The organism is Labrenzia sp. R5_0, assembly GCF_017743835.1.
Classification (GTDB): Bacteria; Pseudomonadota; Alphaproteobacteria; order Rhizobiales; family Stappiaceae; genus Roseibium; species Roseibium algicola.
Genome location: NZ_JAGHRK010000003.1, coordinates 912963 through 927646 on the forward strand (window position 1 = coordinate 912963; position 14684 = coordinate 927646).

General features: G+C 60.5%; 13 protein-coding genes. 6 read left to right on the forward strand and 7 right to left on the reverse strand.

Annotated features, from left to right (window positions below):
* The first annotated feature begins 102 nt into the window (after nucleotides 1–102).
* Genes J7447_RS19585 through J7447_RS19595 form a run of 3 tightly spaced genes read left to right on the forward strand, consistent with a single transcriptional unit; the run spans nucleotide 103 to nucleotide 3204 of the window.
* A complete protein-coding gene (locus tag J7447_RS19585; protein ID WP_209170621.1) occupies nucleotides 103–1599 on the forward strand; it encodes an FAD-linked oxidase C-terminal domain-containing protein in 1497 nt (498 codons plus the stop codon).
* Nucleotides 1600–1621: 22 nt separating this feature from the next.
* Nucleotides 1622–2800, forward strand: coding sequence for a glycolate oxidase subunit GlcE (gene glcE / locus J7447_RS19590; RefSeq protein WP_209170622.1), 1179 nt, complete (start codon nucleotides 1622–1624; stop codon nucleotides 2798–2800).
* A 44-nt stretch (nucleotides 2801–2844) separates the two neighbouring features.
* Nucleotides 2845–3204 carry a DUF4870 domain-containing protein gene (locus J7447_RS19595; RefSeq protein WP_023002100.1) on the forward strand — a complete coding sequence of 120 codons (360 nt, stop codon included), beginning with the start codon at nucleotides 2845–2847 and terminating at the stop codon, nucleotides 3202–3204.
* A 73-nt stretch (nucleotides 3205–3277) separates the two neighbouring features.
* Here the strand turns inward: J7447_RS19595 and J7447_RS19600 are convergent, their stop codons facing one another.
* Nucleotides 3278–3907: a hypothetical protein gene (locus J7447_RS19600; protein WP_209170623.1), complete on the reverse strand. Its 630-nt coding sequence runs from the start codon at nucleotides 3905–3907 to the stop codon at nucleotides 3278–3280.
* A gap of 268 nt (nucleotides 3908–4175) precedes the next feature.
* Here J7447_RS19600 and glcF point away from each other — a divergent pair, with 268 nt between their 5' ends.
* On the forward strand, nucleotides 4176–5513 hold the full coding sequence (glcF, locus tag J7447_RS19605) for a glycolate oxidase subunit GlcF (protein WP_168691324.1): 1338 nt from the start codon (nucleotides 4176–4178) through the stop codon (nucleotides 5511–5513).
* A gap of 44 nt (nucleotides 5514–5557) precedes the next feature.
* Here glcF and clcA read toward each other — a convergent pair whose 3' ends face one another.
* From clcA to J7447_RS19620, 3 genes are all read right to left on the reverse strand, one after another.
* Entirely contained in the window at nucleotides 5558–6919 is a 1362-nt protein-coding gene (gene clcA, locus J7447_RS19610) for a H(+)/Cl(-) exchange transporter ClcA (RefSeq protein WP_209170624.1), read from the reverse strand.
* Nucleotides 6920–7074: 155 nt separating this feature from the next.
* Nucleotides 7075–7872: a L,D-transpeptidase gene (locus J7447_RS19615; RefSeq protein ID WP_286189341.1), complete on the reverse strand. Its 798-nt coding sequence runs from the start codon at nucleotides 7870–7872 to the stop codon at nucleotides 7075–7077.
* Nucleotides 7873–8111: 239 nt separating this feature from the next.
* The gene (locus J7447_RS19620; RefSeq protein ID WP_023002095.1) at nucleotides 8112–8837 is read right to left on the reverse strand and encodes a DUF2927 domain-containing protein; all 726 of its coding nucleotides are present in this window, start codon (nucleotides 8835–8837) and stop codon (nucleotides 8112–8114) included.
* Between the two features lie 298 nt (nucleotides 8838–9135).
* On the opposite strand from J7447_RS19620, the gene J7447_RS19625 reads away from it, so the two are divergent.
* Together J7447_RS19625 and J7447_RS19630 are read left to right on the forward strand one after the other, a co-directional pair.
* Complete coding sequence (locus tag J7447_RS19625; RefSeq protein ID WP_208993393.1) at nucleotides 9136–9840, forward strand: protein phosphatase CheZ; 705 nt, start codon at nucleotides 9136–9138, stop codon at nucleotides 9838–9840.
* Between the two features lie 144 nt (nucleotides 9841–9984).
* Entirely contained in the window at nucleotides 9985–10665 is a 681-nt protein-coding gene (locus tag J7447_RS19630; RefSeq protein ID WP_023002093.1) for a DNA-3-methyladenine glycosylase I, read from the forward strand.
* A 249-nt stretch (nucleotides 10666–10914) separates the two neighbouring features.
* On the opposite strand, the gene hisG is transcribed toward J7447_RS19630, so the two are convergent.
* The 3 genes from hisG to hisS are packed head-to-tail and all read right to left on the reverse strand — an operon-like array spanning nucleotide 10915 to nucleotide 14503.
* Complete coding sequence (hisG, locus tag J7447_RS19635) at nucleotides 10915–11883, reverse strand: ATP phosphoribosyltransferase (RefSeq protein WP_055657728.1); 969 nt, start codon at nucleotides 11881–11883, stop codon at nucleotides 10915–10917.
* A complete protein-coding gene (locus J7447_RS19640; protein ID WP_209170625.1) occupies nucleotides 11880–13034 on the reverse strand; it encodes an ATP phosphoribosyltransferase regulatory subunit in 1155 nt (384 codons plus the stop codon). The genes hisG and J7447_RS19640 overlap by 4 nt, the downstream gene beginning before the upstream one ends.
* Nucleotides 13035–13036: 2 nt before the next feature.
* Nucleotides 13037–14503 carry a histidine--tRNA ligase gene (gene hisS / locus J7447_RS19645; RefSeq protein ID WP_152508370.1) on the reverse strand — a complete coding sequence of 489 codons (1467 nt, stop codon included), beginning with the start codon at nucleotides 14501–14503 and terminating at the stop codon, nucleotides 13037–13039.
* Between the last annotated feature and the right edge of the window lie 181 nt (nucleotides 14504–14684).

Below are 14684 nucleotides of genomic sequence, written 5' to 3' on the forward strand. Positions count from 1 at the left end.
GAACCTTGCCACACTTAAGCAAGGGTAATTCACTGCCATCTTATGTTACGTAGGACCAATTCAACTGGATCAACGTATTAAAAAGTAGAAGGAGTTCATTTCGTGACCGCCATTGCGATGCCCGCGCCAGATCAGGCCGTATTGGCCCGCCGCCAGGAAATCCTGAGCGCGCTTCAGGCGATTGTGCCCGGAGAAGGGGTGATCCATGACGAACGCGAGATGCGCGCCTATGAGACCGATGCGCTGACGGCTTATCGCCAGTTGCCACTGATCGTCGTCCTGCCGGAAACGGTCGAGCAGGTATCGAAGGTTCTGAAATACTGTCATGACAATGACGTGAAGGTCGTGCCACGCGGGGCGGGCACCTCGCTTTCCGGCGGCGCGCTGCCTCTGGAAGACGGCGTTCTGCTGTCGATGATGAAGTTCAACCGCGTGCTCGATATCGACTATGGCAACCGGGCCGTGGTCGTTCAGCCGGGTGTCACCAATCTGGGCATTACACGTGCGGTCGAGCACGAGGGCTTCTACTACGCGCCGGATCCCTCGTCGCAAATCGCCTGTTCCATCGGTGGCAACATCGCTGAGAACTCCGGTGGTGTGCACTGCCTGAAATACGGCCTGACCACCAACAACGTTCTCGGCCTTGAAATGGTGCTTGTCACCGGCGAGGTCATTCGCCTCGGCGGAAAGCACCTGGACAGCGAGGGATATGACCTGCTGGCGTTGATGACCGGTTCGGAAGGCCTGCTCGGCGTCGTCACCGAAGTCACCGTGCGGATCCTGCAAAAGCCTGAAACGGCGCGGGCGCTCCTGATCGGCTTTCCGACCAGCGAGGACGGGGGGCGCTGTGTGGCCGATATTATCGCCGCCGGCATCATTCCAGGCGGAATGGAGATGATGGACAAGCCCGCCATCCACGCCGCCGAGGATTTCGTCAACGCAGGTTATCCGCGTGATGTCGAGGCCTTGCTGATCGTGGAACTGGATGGGCCGGAGCGCGAGGTCGATTACCTGATCGGCCGTGTCGAGGAAATCGCCAGGGCCAACCAGGCCAGCCACGTGCGCATTTCCGAAAGCGAGGAAGAGCGCATGACCTTCTGGGCCGGCCGCAAGGCCGCGTTCCCGGCGGTGGGCCGCATTTCCCCGGATTACCTGTGCATGGACGGCACCATCCCGCGCCGCGAACTGCCGAAGGTGCTGGCCCGCATGCGGGAGCTGGCCGAAAAACACGGGTTGGGCGTTGCCAATGTCTTTCACGCCGGTGATGGCAACCTGCACCCGCTCATCCTTTACGACGCCAACAAGCCGGGTGAACTCGATGCGGCGGAGGCCTTTGGAGCCGATATTCTTCGGCTTTGCGTTGAGGTTGGCGGCGTTCTGACTGGCGAACACGGTGTCGGCATCGAAAAACGCGATCTGATGACAGACATGTTCTCCGAAGCGGACCTGAAGCAGCAGCAACGGGTCAAATGCGCTTTCGACCAGAAGCATCTTCTCAATCCGGGCAAGGTTTTTCCGGTGCTGCACCGCTGCGCCGAGCTTGGCAAGATGCATGTACACAAGGGCCAGTTGCCCTTTCCAGATATTCCGCGGTTCTGAGGGTAGGGGCATGGACGCGACAATGAAACCGCGAAACACCGGCGACGTGGAAAAGGTGGTGGCCTGGGCCGCTGCCGAAGACCAGCCGCTGGAAATCATCGGTCAGGGCTCGAAGCGAACGCTCGGACGCCCTGTGCAGGCCGCTCATGTGCTGGACCTGTCGGGTTTGACCGGGGTTGAGAGCTATGAACCTGCGGAACTGGTGCTGACCGTAAAGGCCGGTACGCCAATTGCCGAAGTGGAAAAGCTGGTCGACGACAACGGTCAGGAGCTTTCGTTCGAGCCGATGGACTTCGGCCCGCTCCTTGGCGTTACACCGGCACAGGGGACAATCGGCGGCGTGCTTGCAGCCAACCTTTCCGGCCCCCGCCGGATCAAGGCCGGGGCCGCTCGCGATCATGTGCTTGGCATGGAGGCGGTGTCCGGGCGCGGCGAGATCTTCAATTCCGGCGGCAAGGTGGTTAAGAACGTCACCGGTTATGACCTGCCGCGGGCTCTGTGCGGCGCATATGGCACGCTTGCCGTTGCAACGACCGTGACGCTGAAGGTCAATCCCAAGCCGGAGACCTCTGCAACATTCGTGCTTTCCGGGCTCGATGACGACGATGGCATCAAGGCATTGTGCCAGGCCATGGGATCGTCGGCGGAAGTGTCCGGCGCGGCCCATTTGCCTGCGGGGGTGAACGGCGGCAGCAGCTCAACCGTATTGCGCCTGGAAGGCTTCTCGACCTCGGTGGATTATCGCTTCAAGACCCTGCAGGCCTTGCTTGGCACCTATGGCACACCGTCGCGACTGGAGGCATCGGATACAGGAGCTCTCTGGCAGACGATCCGGGATGTCAAACCCTACGCGGGTGGTGAAACCCCGGTCTGGCGGCTTTCCGTTGCCCCGACCGCAGGGCCGCAACTGGTTGCCAGGCTGAGGGAGACGTTCGAGCTTCAGGCCTATTACGACTGGAGCGGCGGCCTTGTCTGGCTGTCGTGTCTGGATGGCAGCCTGCATGAGGCGGAAATCAGGGCTGCGGTCGATGCCGTCGGCGGCGGTCACGCGACACTTGTGCGGGCCGATGCGTCCCAGCGGTCCAATGTGCCGGTGTTTCACCCGCAGCCTGCTCCGCTCGCGGCACTGTCTCGCCGCCTGAAGGAACAGTTCGACCCGAAAGGCATTCTAAATCCTGGAAAAATGGTCAGTGGTGTGTAGTGTGAAGCCATAATTGTCACACGCATTTCCAACGGAGTGCCTTCATGGATCAACAGTCCGACGTTTCAGGCTACATGGAGCCAGGCGGCAAGAACGCCACGCTCATCTATATTCTTTATCTGGCAAATATCATCGTGCCGTTCACCGCCATTGTCGGCGTCATCTTTGCCTATCTCAATCGGGGCAAGGGCTCGGCCTGGGTTGATAGTCACTACACCTATCAGATCCGCACTTTCTGGATCGGGCTGCTGTTCGGCATCGTCAGTGGTCTTTTGACCCTGATCCTGATCGGCTTCCTGATGCTGATTGCCGTACTGATCTGGATGATCGTCCGCTGCATCAAGGGGCTTCAGCTTGCAGGCCGTAACGAGCCTGTGCCCAACCCGGAAACCTGGATGTTCTGACAAGAGGGCAAGGCCCGTCCGCAGGTCGCGGCACGGGCCATGAACCTTCACCAGGCTGCCGATGCGGCGAATGTCACTGCGCCGGCAGGCACTTTACCGTCACGTCGTAACCATAACCGTCGCGCTGATGCGTGGTGTTTTTGAACGACCACTTGTTCTTTTCGGCCTTGTTGTTCTTCGCTGCCACAGCGTCCAGCTCGAAATAGGCCTTGGCCGACACCGTCCAGGTCTTGCTGAGCGCGACCGACTTCTTCATGCCGCTTTTTAGAACCTTGTCCAGGTTGAGCGAGCAGGCCTGGACCGGATCCCAGCCCTGCCACTTGACCTTGGCCATCGGGATAACCGGCGTGTAGGAAATGGAAACCGAGCGCTTCGTGCCCGCGCCGACGTCGCGGTTCTGGAAGCTCTTGCTCCAAAGGTTGCCGTCCCCTTCGAAGTAAAGCACGTTCTTGAAGGAACCCACCTTCATGGCAACAATCCGCGCGCCATTTGTCGCCTTTGCCGACAGGCGCAGCAGAAACCGGTGATTGCCGGACTTGATCTTGGTGTAATTGTAGGCGTTGGCCTTCACCTCGACGGGAATGACGTCGATGCCGTCGCGCTTGACTTCCACTTTCTCGATCCAGTCCTTGGCCATGGCTCCGGTTGCGACACTGGCGAGAACAGCGGTCAGAACGGCAGTTTTTGAAATCGTCTTAATCATCAAATCAATTCCTTGGTTGGCATTTCTTTCGCCCACGCTTCGGAACTTAGGCAGACCCGGTTGAACCGGTTCTGAGTGCACTGTTTATCCCGGGTTCATGTTCCATCTGTCCGTTCAGGGAAGGAGGAGGTGGTGAGGCAGAAAGTCCGTGCCGGCAAAACCGTTGTGCCACAAAGGTGCCTTGTGCCGCTTTCCTTCTGACCGTACGATCCGCCTCGCTCGGAAGGAGAAACCCGCAACGACGGGTCATTGAAGGATACGGGGAGCAATGCAGACAAATTTCACCGCAGAGCAGCTCAAGGACAGTCACGTTGCAGCGTCGGAGAAGATCCTGCGCAAATGCGTGCACTGCGGTTTCTGTACGGCCACGTGTCCGACCTTCACACTGCTTGGAGATGAGCTCGACAGCCCTCGAGGCCGGATTTACCTGATCAAGGACATGCTGGAAAACGACCGTCCAGCAGACAAAACCATCGTCAAGCATATCGACAGATGCCTGTCCTGCCTTGCCTGCATGACCACCTGTCCGTCCGGCGTGCACTACATGCATCTGGTCGATCACGCACGCATCCACATCGAGAAGACCTACAAGCGACCGTTTGCCGACCGCCTGATGCGCTCGGTCCTTGCGTTTGTCTTGCCCTATCCGAAACGGTTCCGGCTGGCGCTGATCGGCGCCTATTTCGGCCGACCCTTCGCCGGGCTGCTGAAGATGATGGGCGGCCCGCTTGCCCGGATGGGCGCCATGCTGGAACTGGCCCCGGCAAAGGCGCCGGGCCGCGGCCAGCTGGAAGGACCGGGGGTCTTTGCGGCCGAAAGCCCCAAACGCAAGGGGCGTGTTGCACTCCTCAGCGGCTGCGCCCAGCCTGTGCTCAACCCCGGCATCAACGATGCGACCATCCGGCTCTTGCGCAGGGCCGGGTACGAGATCGTGATGCCGAAGGGGGAAGTCTGCTGCGGCGCGCTTGTTCATCACATGGGCAAGGAAGAAGCGTCGCTGGAAAACGCCCGTCGCAACGTCGATGTCTGGATGAAGGAAGCCGAGGGCGAAGGGCTGGATGCCGTCCTGATCACGGCATCCGGTTGCGGCACCACAATCAAGGACTACGGCTTCATGCTGAAGGACGATCCGGCCTATGCCGAAAAGGCGGCGCGGGTGTCAGCCCTTGCGAAGGACGTGACCGAGTTCCTGACCGGTGTCGATCTGGGTGAGCCGCTGATGAAGCCCGGCCTGACGGTTGCCTATCACTCCGCCTGTTCCATGCAGCACGGCCAGAAGATCACCCGGCAGCCGAAGGATCTCCTGAAGGCTGCAGGCTTTGCCGTCAAGGACGTTCCCGAAGGCCACCTTTGCTGCGGCTCTGCCGGCACCTACAACATTCTCCAGCCGGAGATCGCGCGCCGCCTGCGAGACCGCAAGGTTGCCAATATCGAAAAGACCCGGCCGGACGTGATCGCAACCGGCAACATCGGTTGCATGACGCAAATCGGTCTTGGCACGGAAATTCCGATCCTGCACACGGCGGAACTGCTCGACTGGGTCTATGGCGGCCCTCAGCCCGACAGCTTGACGCCGGTACTTCAGCAGCGCCAGGCTGCGGAATAGCCGGACAACGTGACAACTTGGCTCGCGGGCTTGTTTGCAGCCCGTCAGCTCTCCCGTGTGCCCAGCTGAACCGGTGTCTTGTCTCCGTCCGGAGGGCAGTCCACAGGCTGTCCGGCCAGCCGTAGCGTGCGTTCCAGCAATTCCTCGTAGATGGGTCGACCACCCATGTGATGTGCCGTCAGTGATGCTGTCGTACAGGTGATCAATACCGGCATGATCAGCGAATAGGCGCCGGTCAGTTCCATGACCAGCACAACACCGACAAGTGGTGCGCGCACAGAGGCTGCGAAGAAGCCGCCCATGGCGGCAACGGCACAGGCGCTGCGGAAATCGTCTTCCACCGGCAGGAATTCGGCCGACGCGACACCGAAGGCGAGGCCGGCACAGGTCGCGATGGACAGCATCGGCGCAAAGATGCCGCCGGGAACACCGGACGCGTAGGAAAACAGCACCCCGCCGAAACGCAGGAGCGTCAGCACCAGCAACGTGATCACGCCATAGTTCGACAGAATGAGGTTGTGGACCAGTTCTTCGCCGCCGCCGGTCGCCGCGGGAAGCGCGTTGAGCAACAGGCCTGTTACCGCACCGATGACAAGCGCCGGGACCCAGCGCAAGCCGGAGGGGATCTTCAGGAAGAGATCCATGACCGTGATCAGCGCCCGGTTGAAGAACACGCCAAGCGCGCCGAGGAAAACCCCCAGAACCGCCAGCAGCGCGAAGCTCCAGACCGGAACATAGCCGACATCCACCTGCAGGGGCGGGCCGATATGGGTCAGCTGTTCGGTGATGGCCGCACTCAGGATCGATGCGATGATGACGGCCATGTAGGTGCGATAGCCGAAGGGAAACTGTCGGCGGGTTTCCTCGACAATGAACAGGATCGCGGCCAGGGGGGCATTGAAAGCGGCGGCCAGTCCCGCGGCTGCGCCGGCCGCCAGCAGACCCTTGTGATCATCGGGCGAAAGGTCCTGCGACCGCGACAGGGCCTCGGCGGTCATCGCACCCATGTGGATGGTGGGGCCTTCCCGGCCGAGCACAAGCCCAGACCCAAGCGCCAGCAGACCGCCGAAAAACTTGGCGAACAGGACGCGCGGCCAATGCAGCGGCCGCTTGTCTTCCATGGCCCCTTCGATTTCCTGGATCCCGCTTCCTGCCGCTTCCGGGGCAACCCGCCTGATGAGCAGAAAGGCTCCCGTGACGCAGGCTGCCGAAATGGCCATGGATACGACATAAGGCATGTATCCCGGGCCAAGAGCCAGCCGCAGTGCCGCATAACGGGAGAATAGGAAATCGAGTCCGGTGTGAAATCCGGTTGCCAGACCGCCAACCAGAATGCCGACCAGCGTCGCCTTGAGAAAATAGGCGGCATCCGATCGAACCGAAAAGGAGATGTGGGGGGCTTTCATGCCGCGGTCCTGAAAGAGGCTTTAAGGAGACTGCTCTAGGCCGGCGATTCGACCTGTCGTGACGTCAGACTGCAAAGAAAAGCAGGTGCCGGCAACAAAAACGCGCGGCAGAGCCGCGCGTCTGTGTTCCGTTTGCCGGAAAGCGGAAAACTTCGTCAGATCACGTGCACCGTGGTGCCGACCTTGACCCGTTCGTAGAGATCCATGACGTCTTCGTTGCGCATGCGGATGCAGCCGGAGGAGACCGCGTGGCCGATGGTCCAGGGCTGGTTGGAGCCGTGGATGCGGTAAAGGGTGGACCCGAGATACATGGCACGTGCGCCGAGCGGGTTGTCCGGTCCGCCGGCCATGAAGGTCGGCAGGTCGGGACGACGCTTGCGCATTTCCGCTGGCGGGCGCCAGTCCGGCCACTCCGCCTTGCGGGTGACCTTGTGGGTGCCCGCCCATTCGAAACCGGGCTTGCCGACGCCGACACCATAGCGCCGCGCGGTGCCGTCGCTCTGAACCAGATAGAGGAAGCGTTCGTTGGTATCGATCACGATCGTACCGGCCTTGTGCGGGCCGTCATAGTTCACGATGGTCGGCAGGAACTGCGGTGCAATCTGCCGCGACTGCGGGGCTCGTGCCTGGCGTTGCGGCTGCTGACGGACCGGCTGCTGGCGGGGAGACCACCAGTTGGCGCGGCGCACCTGCGGCTGTTGCTGCTGGACACGTGGCCGTTGCACACGTTGCTGCTTGAACTGGTAGCGCTGCGCCGTCGAACGCCGCTGGACCTGAGGCTGCAGTTGCAGCATCCAGGGCTCTGTCAGGTTCGGGCTGAGCACGAGCGGCGGTGGCGAGACCTGGCCCGCGGTTGCCGGAGTGCCGGAAAGGCCGGTGGAAAGAACCAGGACACCGGCAAACGCGAGAGCCTTGGGAAACATATTTTGCAGCAGGAACATGGCAGTACTCATCAACTTGTCATCGACCACGTTCAGCGGCCTTTTACAGCCGCCGGTTAACGGATTGGCAAGGATGATAAGCAGCTCAGGCTGTTGCAAAGATGAATCCGGCGCACGGAAATCAGGTAATCTTTTCTTATGGTTAGTTGTTGGTTGAGGAACAGGCTTAATGAAATCCTAGGCGCTTCGGTCGTCGCCGGATTAACCTTTGAAGGTGGTTTGAAAAGACAAAGCTTTCCGCGATTCCTTGGTTAACGCACGCGCCTTCTGGCATCGCGCGCCACCAGCGGCAGGATCGGCCGGGTCTGCTGCATCGACATGCCCGGTTTGATACGCGGATCGTAAAGCATGTTCAAAATGATCTGGTCGAACACCGTAAAGCGGCTGTGGCGCGAGGAATCGTTAAACACCGAATGGGTGAGCTGCTCGTCGTCGTTCATCGGCCCCAGCCCCTGCAGAAGTTCCTCGACAAGACAACGCTTGAAAAGAAATTCGCCTTCGTCGGAAACGATGACTGCCGCCGAGCGCTTGATGCCCTTGCGGCCGGAAACGACACGAACAAGGCATCTGCCTGGAACCCGGGCATGTTCGTTCTTGTAGATGTCCTTCTTCACCACCGGTTCGTACTGAGCCCGGTCGACCACATAGATCTCGAAATTCGCCTTGGCCGGATCGTTCGTAACGCCGGTCGTCAATCCGCCAATGCGGTTGTCGATTTCCTTTATGAAGCGATGGACCGTCTGTGTCCTGTCGCGGGCGGACAGGTTATGGACGTAGAACAGGACCGGGGTGGTGAACTTCTTGACCAGATAGGGACGCCAGCTCCAGCTGCGGTACTCGAGCCCGAATACGGTCTTCTCGAACCCTTCCAGCAGCTCTTCCGTTGAAAAGGAATCGTTTGCTGCCGAAGGGGAACTCAGCGTGACGGGGGCCGTAAGAAAGAGCAGGCAGGTCAAAAGGATGCGCAGGAAATTCATCTAGGTCAAAGCACCGTTTGCAGCCACATTGGCCTGAGGGTCATGCCTGATCATGCGCGCAGCAGTTCGTTGTCAATCTGCGCGAGGATAACCAAAGCGCCGCCGCGAGGAAAGCCAAGAAACCGTTACCAAACACCAAATTATGCCGTAAGGCGCGCCAAGCATTGAAAAAACAATTCTTTAAACTTCCCGCGCTATAAGGGTCGGTATTGCGATTTAAGAAAGCCTGCAGGGGCGGGGAACGGGAGTAGGCATGGCCGCGGTGAAAAGATCCTTTCGAGCGGAAAGCTTGATACGCATGAATTCCGGGGCAAACGAGAACCCCGCCTATGCCGAAGAACGTCGTCACCAGGAAGTCCTGGCAGAGATCGCCAGCCTCAAATCCATGCTGAAAAGCGGACCGGACCAACAGGCACCGCTTGATCCGGAAGCCATGAGCGCAAAGTTCATGGCCGAATTCCGCAAGGAACTGTCCGAGGCCGCCAAGCTGAAGGTTGAACTCGACGCCATCTACGAGGCAATCGCCCAGACAAAGCGCGAGATCGCGACGCTGCATCACACCACTGGTTCCAAGGGCGAGGAGATGACCCGGGTCACCAACGAGCTTGACGCCGTGGTGATCGGAACGGAAGGGGCGACCGAAACGATCCTGGCGTCTGCCGAGTTCATCGACGAGACCGCCAACACGCTGTCCGCGCGACTTGGCAAGGAAGACGCCGAACTTGCAAACGACATCCAGGACAAGGTCATCCAGATCTTCGAAGCCTGTAACTTCCAGGATCTGACCGGCCAGCGCATCACCAAGGTGGTCTCGACGCTGCGGTTCGTCGAAGACCGCATCATGCAGATGATGGATATCTGGGGTGGCATCGAAACCTTCAAGGATATCGAAGTCGAACAGCGCGAACTGAAGGAGGGCGACGCTGCCCTTCTCAATGGTCCCGCGCTGGAAAGCGACATCGATGTGGCGACCCAGGACGATATCGACGCTCTGTTTGCCTGAGAAAGGTCTCTAGCCTTTAAAATTCGAAACCCGGCCGGCTTGGCCGGGTTTTTTGTTTTTGAAGCCGGGCTCGCATTTCGGGTTGCTTCAAGGTATCGGGGAGGGTACCAAGATGGGAACAAACAGTGAATATCAAGGTGGCGTATGGCAGAGCAGAAACCGGCGGAAACGGCAAAAGCGGAACGCGATCCGGTAACAGGTCTGCTGCTGGGCGAGGACGACAGGAACCGCTGCTGGTGGCATGGCGGTCTGGAGGACTACCAGCGCTATCACGATACGGAGTGGGGCTGGCCGGTTGACGAGGACAGGCGTCTTTTTGAGAAAATCTGCCTGGAAGGATTTCAGTCGGGTCTGTCCTGGCTGACCATCCTGCGCAAGCGCGACGCCTTCCGGGCAGCTTTCGCCAATTTCGAATTTGAACGGGTGGCAGAGTTTACCGAGGCGGATGTCGAACGCTGTCTTCAGGACAGCGGCATCGTCCGTCACCGCCGCAAGATCGAATCCACCATCAACAACGCCCGGCGGGCACTGGAGCTGAGGCAGGAGTTCGGCACGCTTGCCGCATACTTCTGGTCATTCGAGCCGAAACCGGAAAACCGGCCTGAGAAGCTGGACTTCGCCACGGCAAAGACCCTGGGCAAGACGGCCGAAAGCACCGAACTCTCCAAGGATCTCAAGAAACGTGGCTGGAGCTTTGTCGGCCCGACCACCGTCTATGCCTTCATGCAATCCATGGGCATGGTCAACGACCACCTGGAAGGCTGCTGCTGCCGGGAAAGCGTTGAAGCCGCACGCACGGCATTCAAGCGCCCTGTAAGGCGCTGAAGGCGCTCCGGTCTTGACGAGGTGCAAGGCATGATTTCCAACCTCTATCCACGAACGTTTTGGTTCGTTCACCGATATGAGGGTGGGGGTCACACCCTGCCAACCTCGGTAGGAAACGCAGAGCTATGAACTCGCTCGGCTGGATTCCCTTCCCCCATGTGGGGAAGGGTTAGGGAAGGGGATATTCGGCGAAGCCGAAAAAACAACGTCCGCAATCATGTCACGCGGCTCGGAAACGCTGCTGTGTGTTTACCCGTTCACCTTCGCCTTCAGCGGCGAAAACAGGCGGTTTTCCTTGGAGAATACATAGTCGAGCGTTTCGACGGTAACCGTTTCCGCGCCTTCTTCGATCAACAGTTGGGCACAGTCGGCAACCGCATCCCTGGGGCACAAGACGCTGACGTGGTGCAGGTCGTCGACTTCGGAAAAACGCTGAAGAGCGCCAACCTTGCTGACAGATCGAAGGGCCTGTGTGCGGTCGGCAACCACGGCCTTGACCAGCTTGACGTTGCGGGCTGCTTCTTCCGCGGCCACGCGGTCGAGGATCGCCCGGGCAGCGCCAAGGGCGGTGGCGGACCAGTCGGCGTTGAGGGAGGCTACCAGATTGGCCTGGCTTTTCAGCATCACACCATCTGAAAGGATTTTCAGGTTGTTGGCCTGCAGCGTCGAGCCGGTCGTGGTGATGTCCACGATAAGTTCCGCGGATCCGGCTGCCGGAGCGCCCTCAGTCGCCCCCGCGCTTTCCACGATGCGGTAGTCGGCAATGCCGTGACCGGCGAAGAACGAGCGCGTGAGATTGACGTATTTGGTCGCAACGCGCAGGCGGCGGCCATGGCGATTGCGGAAATCGGAAGCGACATCGGAAAGATCCGCCATCGTTTCAACGTCGATCCAGGCTTTTGGCACGGCAACCACCACGTCCGCCGGACCAAAGCCAAGCGGCGTGACGATGTGAACGGTGCTTTCCGGGTTGGCGATGTTTTCATGCACCAGATCCAGACCCGTAATCCCGAAATGGACCGTGCCGTCGGAAAGTTCCCGTGCGATTTCGGAAGCCGACAGGAACGCGATCTCGACGTTCGGCAGACCCTTGATGGCGCCGCGATAGTTCCGCGCGCCGCCGGGCTGCACCACCTTCAGTCCTGCGCGGCCGAAGAATTCGTGCGTGTTTTCCTGCAGACGGCCCTTGGAGGGAATGGCGATAATCAGTTTGCTCATGACCTAACACTCGCTGCAATCCGGTCGAGCCACATGGAAAAGCCGATGGCCGGTACGTCGTCTTCGGCCCCAAGAAGGGTCACCAGCTTGTCGTAGCGCCCGCCGCCGACCAGCGGTCCTTCTACTGGTGGACTGACTGCGTGGATCTCGAAGACAAAGCCGGAATAGTAATCAAGACGCCGACCGAACTCGGCTGAGAATGTCAGCCGGGCGGGATCGATGCCCTTGGCTTCAAGGGCCGCAAGGCGCTGTTCGAAGGCGGCGATGGGCGTATCCAGGCCAAGGCCGAAATCGCGGGAGAAATCGCGCAGCATTCCGGCGGCGCTGGCGCCATCCGCCTTCAGGGCCAGATAGGCGGAAAGTGTTTCCGCCGCCTTGTCATGGCCGCGGGCACCGCTGGCAAGGGCGGCCTGTTCCAGGAACCTGTCTGCGATTTCGCTGGGCGTGCGTCCGCCGACGGCGGAAATTCCGGCAATCGACAGAAGATCCTCGACGACCGCATGGGCAGCCTCCGGATCAGCCCCTTCCAGCGCAGACAGGAAACCGAGGCGGACGTCGCGGCTGTCATCGTCGGAGGAAGAGGCTCCGGCCATGCGGGTGATCGCAGCGGTCAGACGGTCGGTCTCGCCAAAGAGATCACGTAGCCGGCGGCGCCAGACGGTCGGCAGGTCAAGCCCTTCCAGCACGGCGGCAAACAGGGTCTCGTCGCCAATTCGGATGACGATGTCCGACAGGCCGAATTCCTCCAGGGCCTTGACGGAAAGCGCAAGCAGGTCCGCATCCGCTTCGGCCGTGTCCGTACGGCCGAGGCTTTCCGCGCCGAGCTGCGGGATTTCGCCCAAGCCGTCCGGTCGCTGGCGGAACACCGGGCCGTTGTAGCAATAGGCGGCCGGAAGCTTGACGGCGTCCTGCGCCAGATGATGACGGCAGACCGGAATGGTGAAGTCGGGGCGCAGGCACAGGTCCAGCCCGTCGGTACCGCTGGTCAGATAGAGCCGACGTCGGATGTCCTCGCCGGTGAGATCCAGAAAGACGTCCGCCGGTTGCAGGATCGGCGGGCTGACCTCGTCATGGCCCGCGGCCTTGAAGAGGCCAAGAACCTTCTCGATCTTCTCCGGAGCCAGTCCGGTCACCTGTGCCGCCCCACTCATGATCAGCCCTCGTTCTGGCGCTGGCGGTCTTCCGCCTGCCCGTCCAGGATGCCGCGCACGGTCGCAAGGAGTTCCGTCTCCTTGACGGTGACCTGCGCCGGACGGCTTTCACGCCAGGTAATGTTGTCGGTTATCTCTTCGGAAAGCCGCTTGCCCTCGATCAGGTCCTTGACCTGGATTTCACCGGCTTCCCGCTCGTCAGAACCCTGGATGATGGCGATCGGGCAGTTACGCCGGTCGGCATATTTCAGCTGGTTGCCGAACTTCTTCCAGTTGCCCTGGTACATCTCTGCGCGGATACCGGCCTCGCGCAGGTCCTGTACCATCTTCTGGTAGCGTCCGAGCGCGGCAACGTCGCCGTCCATCACGGTGACCAGCACCGGCGCGACAACGTCGGACGTGCCGAGTTTGCCGAGGTTCTTCAGCGCCGTCATAAGGCGCGAAACGCCGATGGAAAAGCCGGTCGCTGGCACGTCGCGGCCAGTGAAGCGTTTGACCAGCCCGTCATAACGGCCGCCGCCGCCGACAGAACCGAACTGGACCACTTCGCCCTTTTCGTTGGTCACGTCGAACAGGAGTTCGGCTTCGAACACCGTACCGGTGTAATATTCCAGACCGCGGACGACGGACGGGTCGATCTTGATCCGGTCTTCGCCATAACCACAGGCCGAGAAGATTTCCGCCATGGTGTTGAGCTCGGTGATGCCTTCGTTCTCAAGCGTGCCCGTTCCCGAGACGAAGGCAACGATGCTGTCGATGGCAGCCGGGTCTAGTTCCGCACCCTTGGTGAAGTCGCCGCTCTCGTCCTTGCGTCCGTCGCCCAGCAGCAGACGAACGCCTTCAATCCCGAACTTGTCGAGCTTGTCGATCGCTCTCAGCACCGTCAGCCGGCGTTCTTCGTGCTCTTCACCGCCAAGGCCGATGCTTTCCAGCACGCCGTCCAGGACCTTTCGGTTGTTGACGCGGATCACATACTGCCCGCGCGCGATGCCGAGCGCTTCCATCGTGTCGGACATCATCATGCACATTTCGGCATCCGCCTGGACACCGGGTGCGCCGACGGTGTCGGCGTCAAACTGCATGAACTGGCGGAAGCGGCCCGGCCCGGGCTTTTCGTTCCGGAACACCCAGCCGGCACGGTAGGTGCGATAGGGCAGCTGGATCTCGTTGATGTTTTCCGAAACATGGCGGGCCAGCGGTGCGGTCAGGTCGTAGCGCAGGCTCATCCACTGCTCGTCTTCGTCCTGTACGGAAAAGACGCCGGCATTGGGCCGGTCGGTGTCTGGCAGGAACTTGCCGAGGCAATCGGTATATTCAAAGGCAGGGGTTTCGACGGGATCGAAACCGTAACGCTCATAGACAGCGCGGATCTTCGCCAGCATCTCGTCGGTGGCGCGGATGTCCTCGGCAGAGCGGTCAACGAAGCCGCGCGGCAGGCGGGCTTTCAGCTTGTTCGGTTTTTTGGCCATAAAGGTCTTGAATCCTGGCGAGTTCCCGGCCGGACGCGCCCAAGGAAACCTCTCGCATCCGGCTGTCTGATATTGCGGCTGTCGTAGACGAAACAAGGCGCAAGGGCAAGGCGGTGCAACATCCTGCCAGTTCGTTCGATAGGAGTTGGAAGAAAGCCGGTGGTTCTGGCCGCGAACCAAT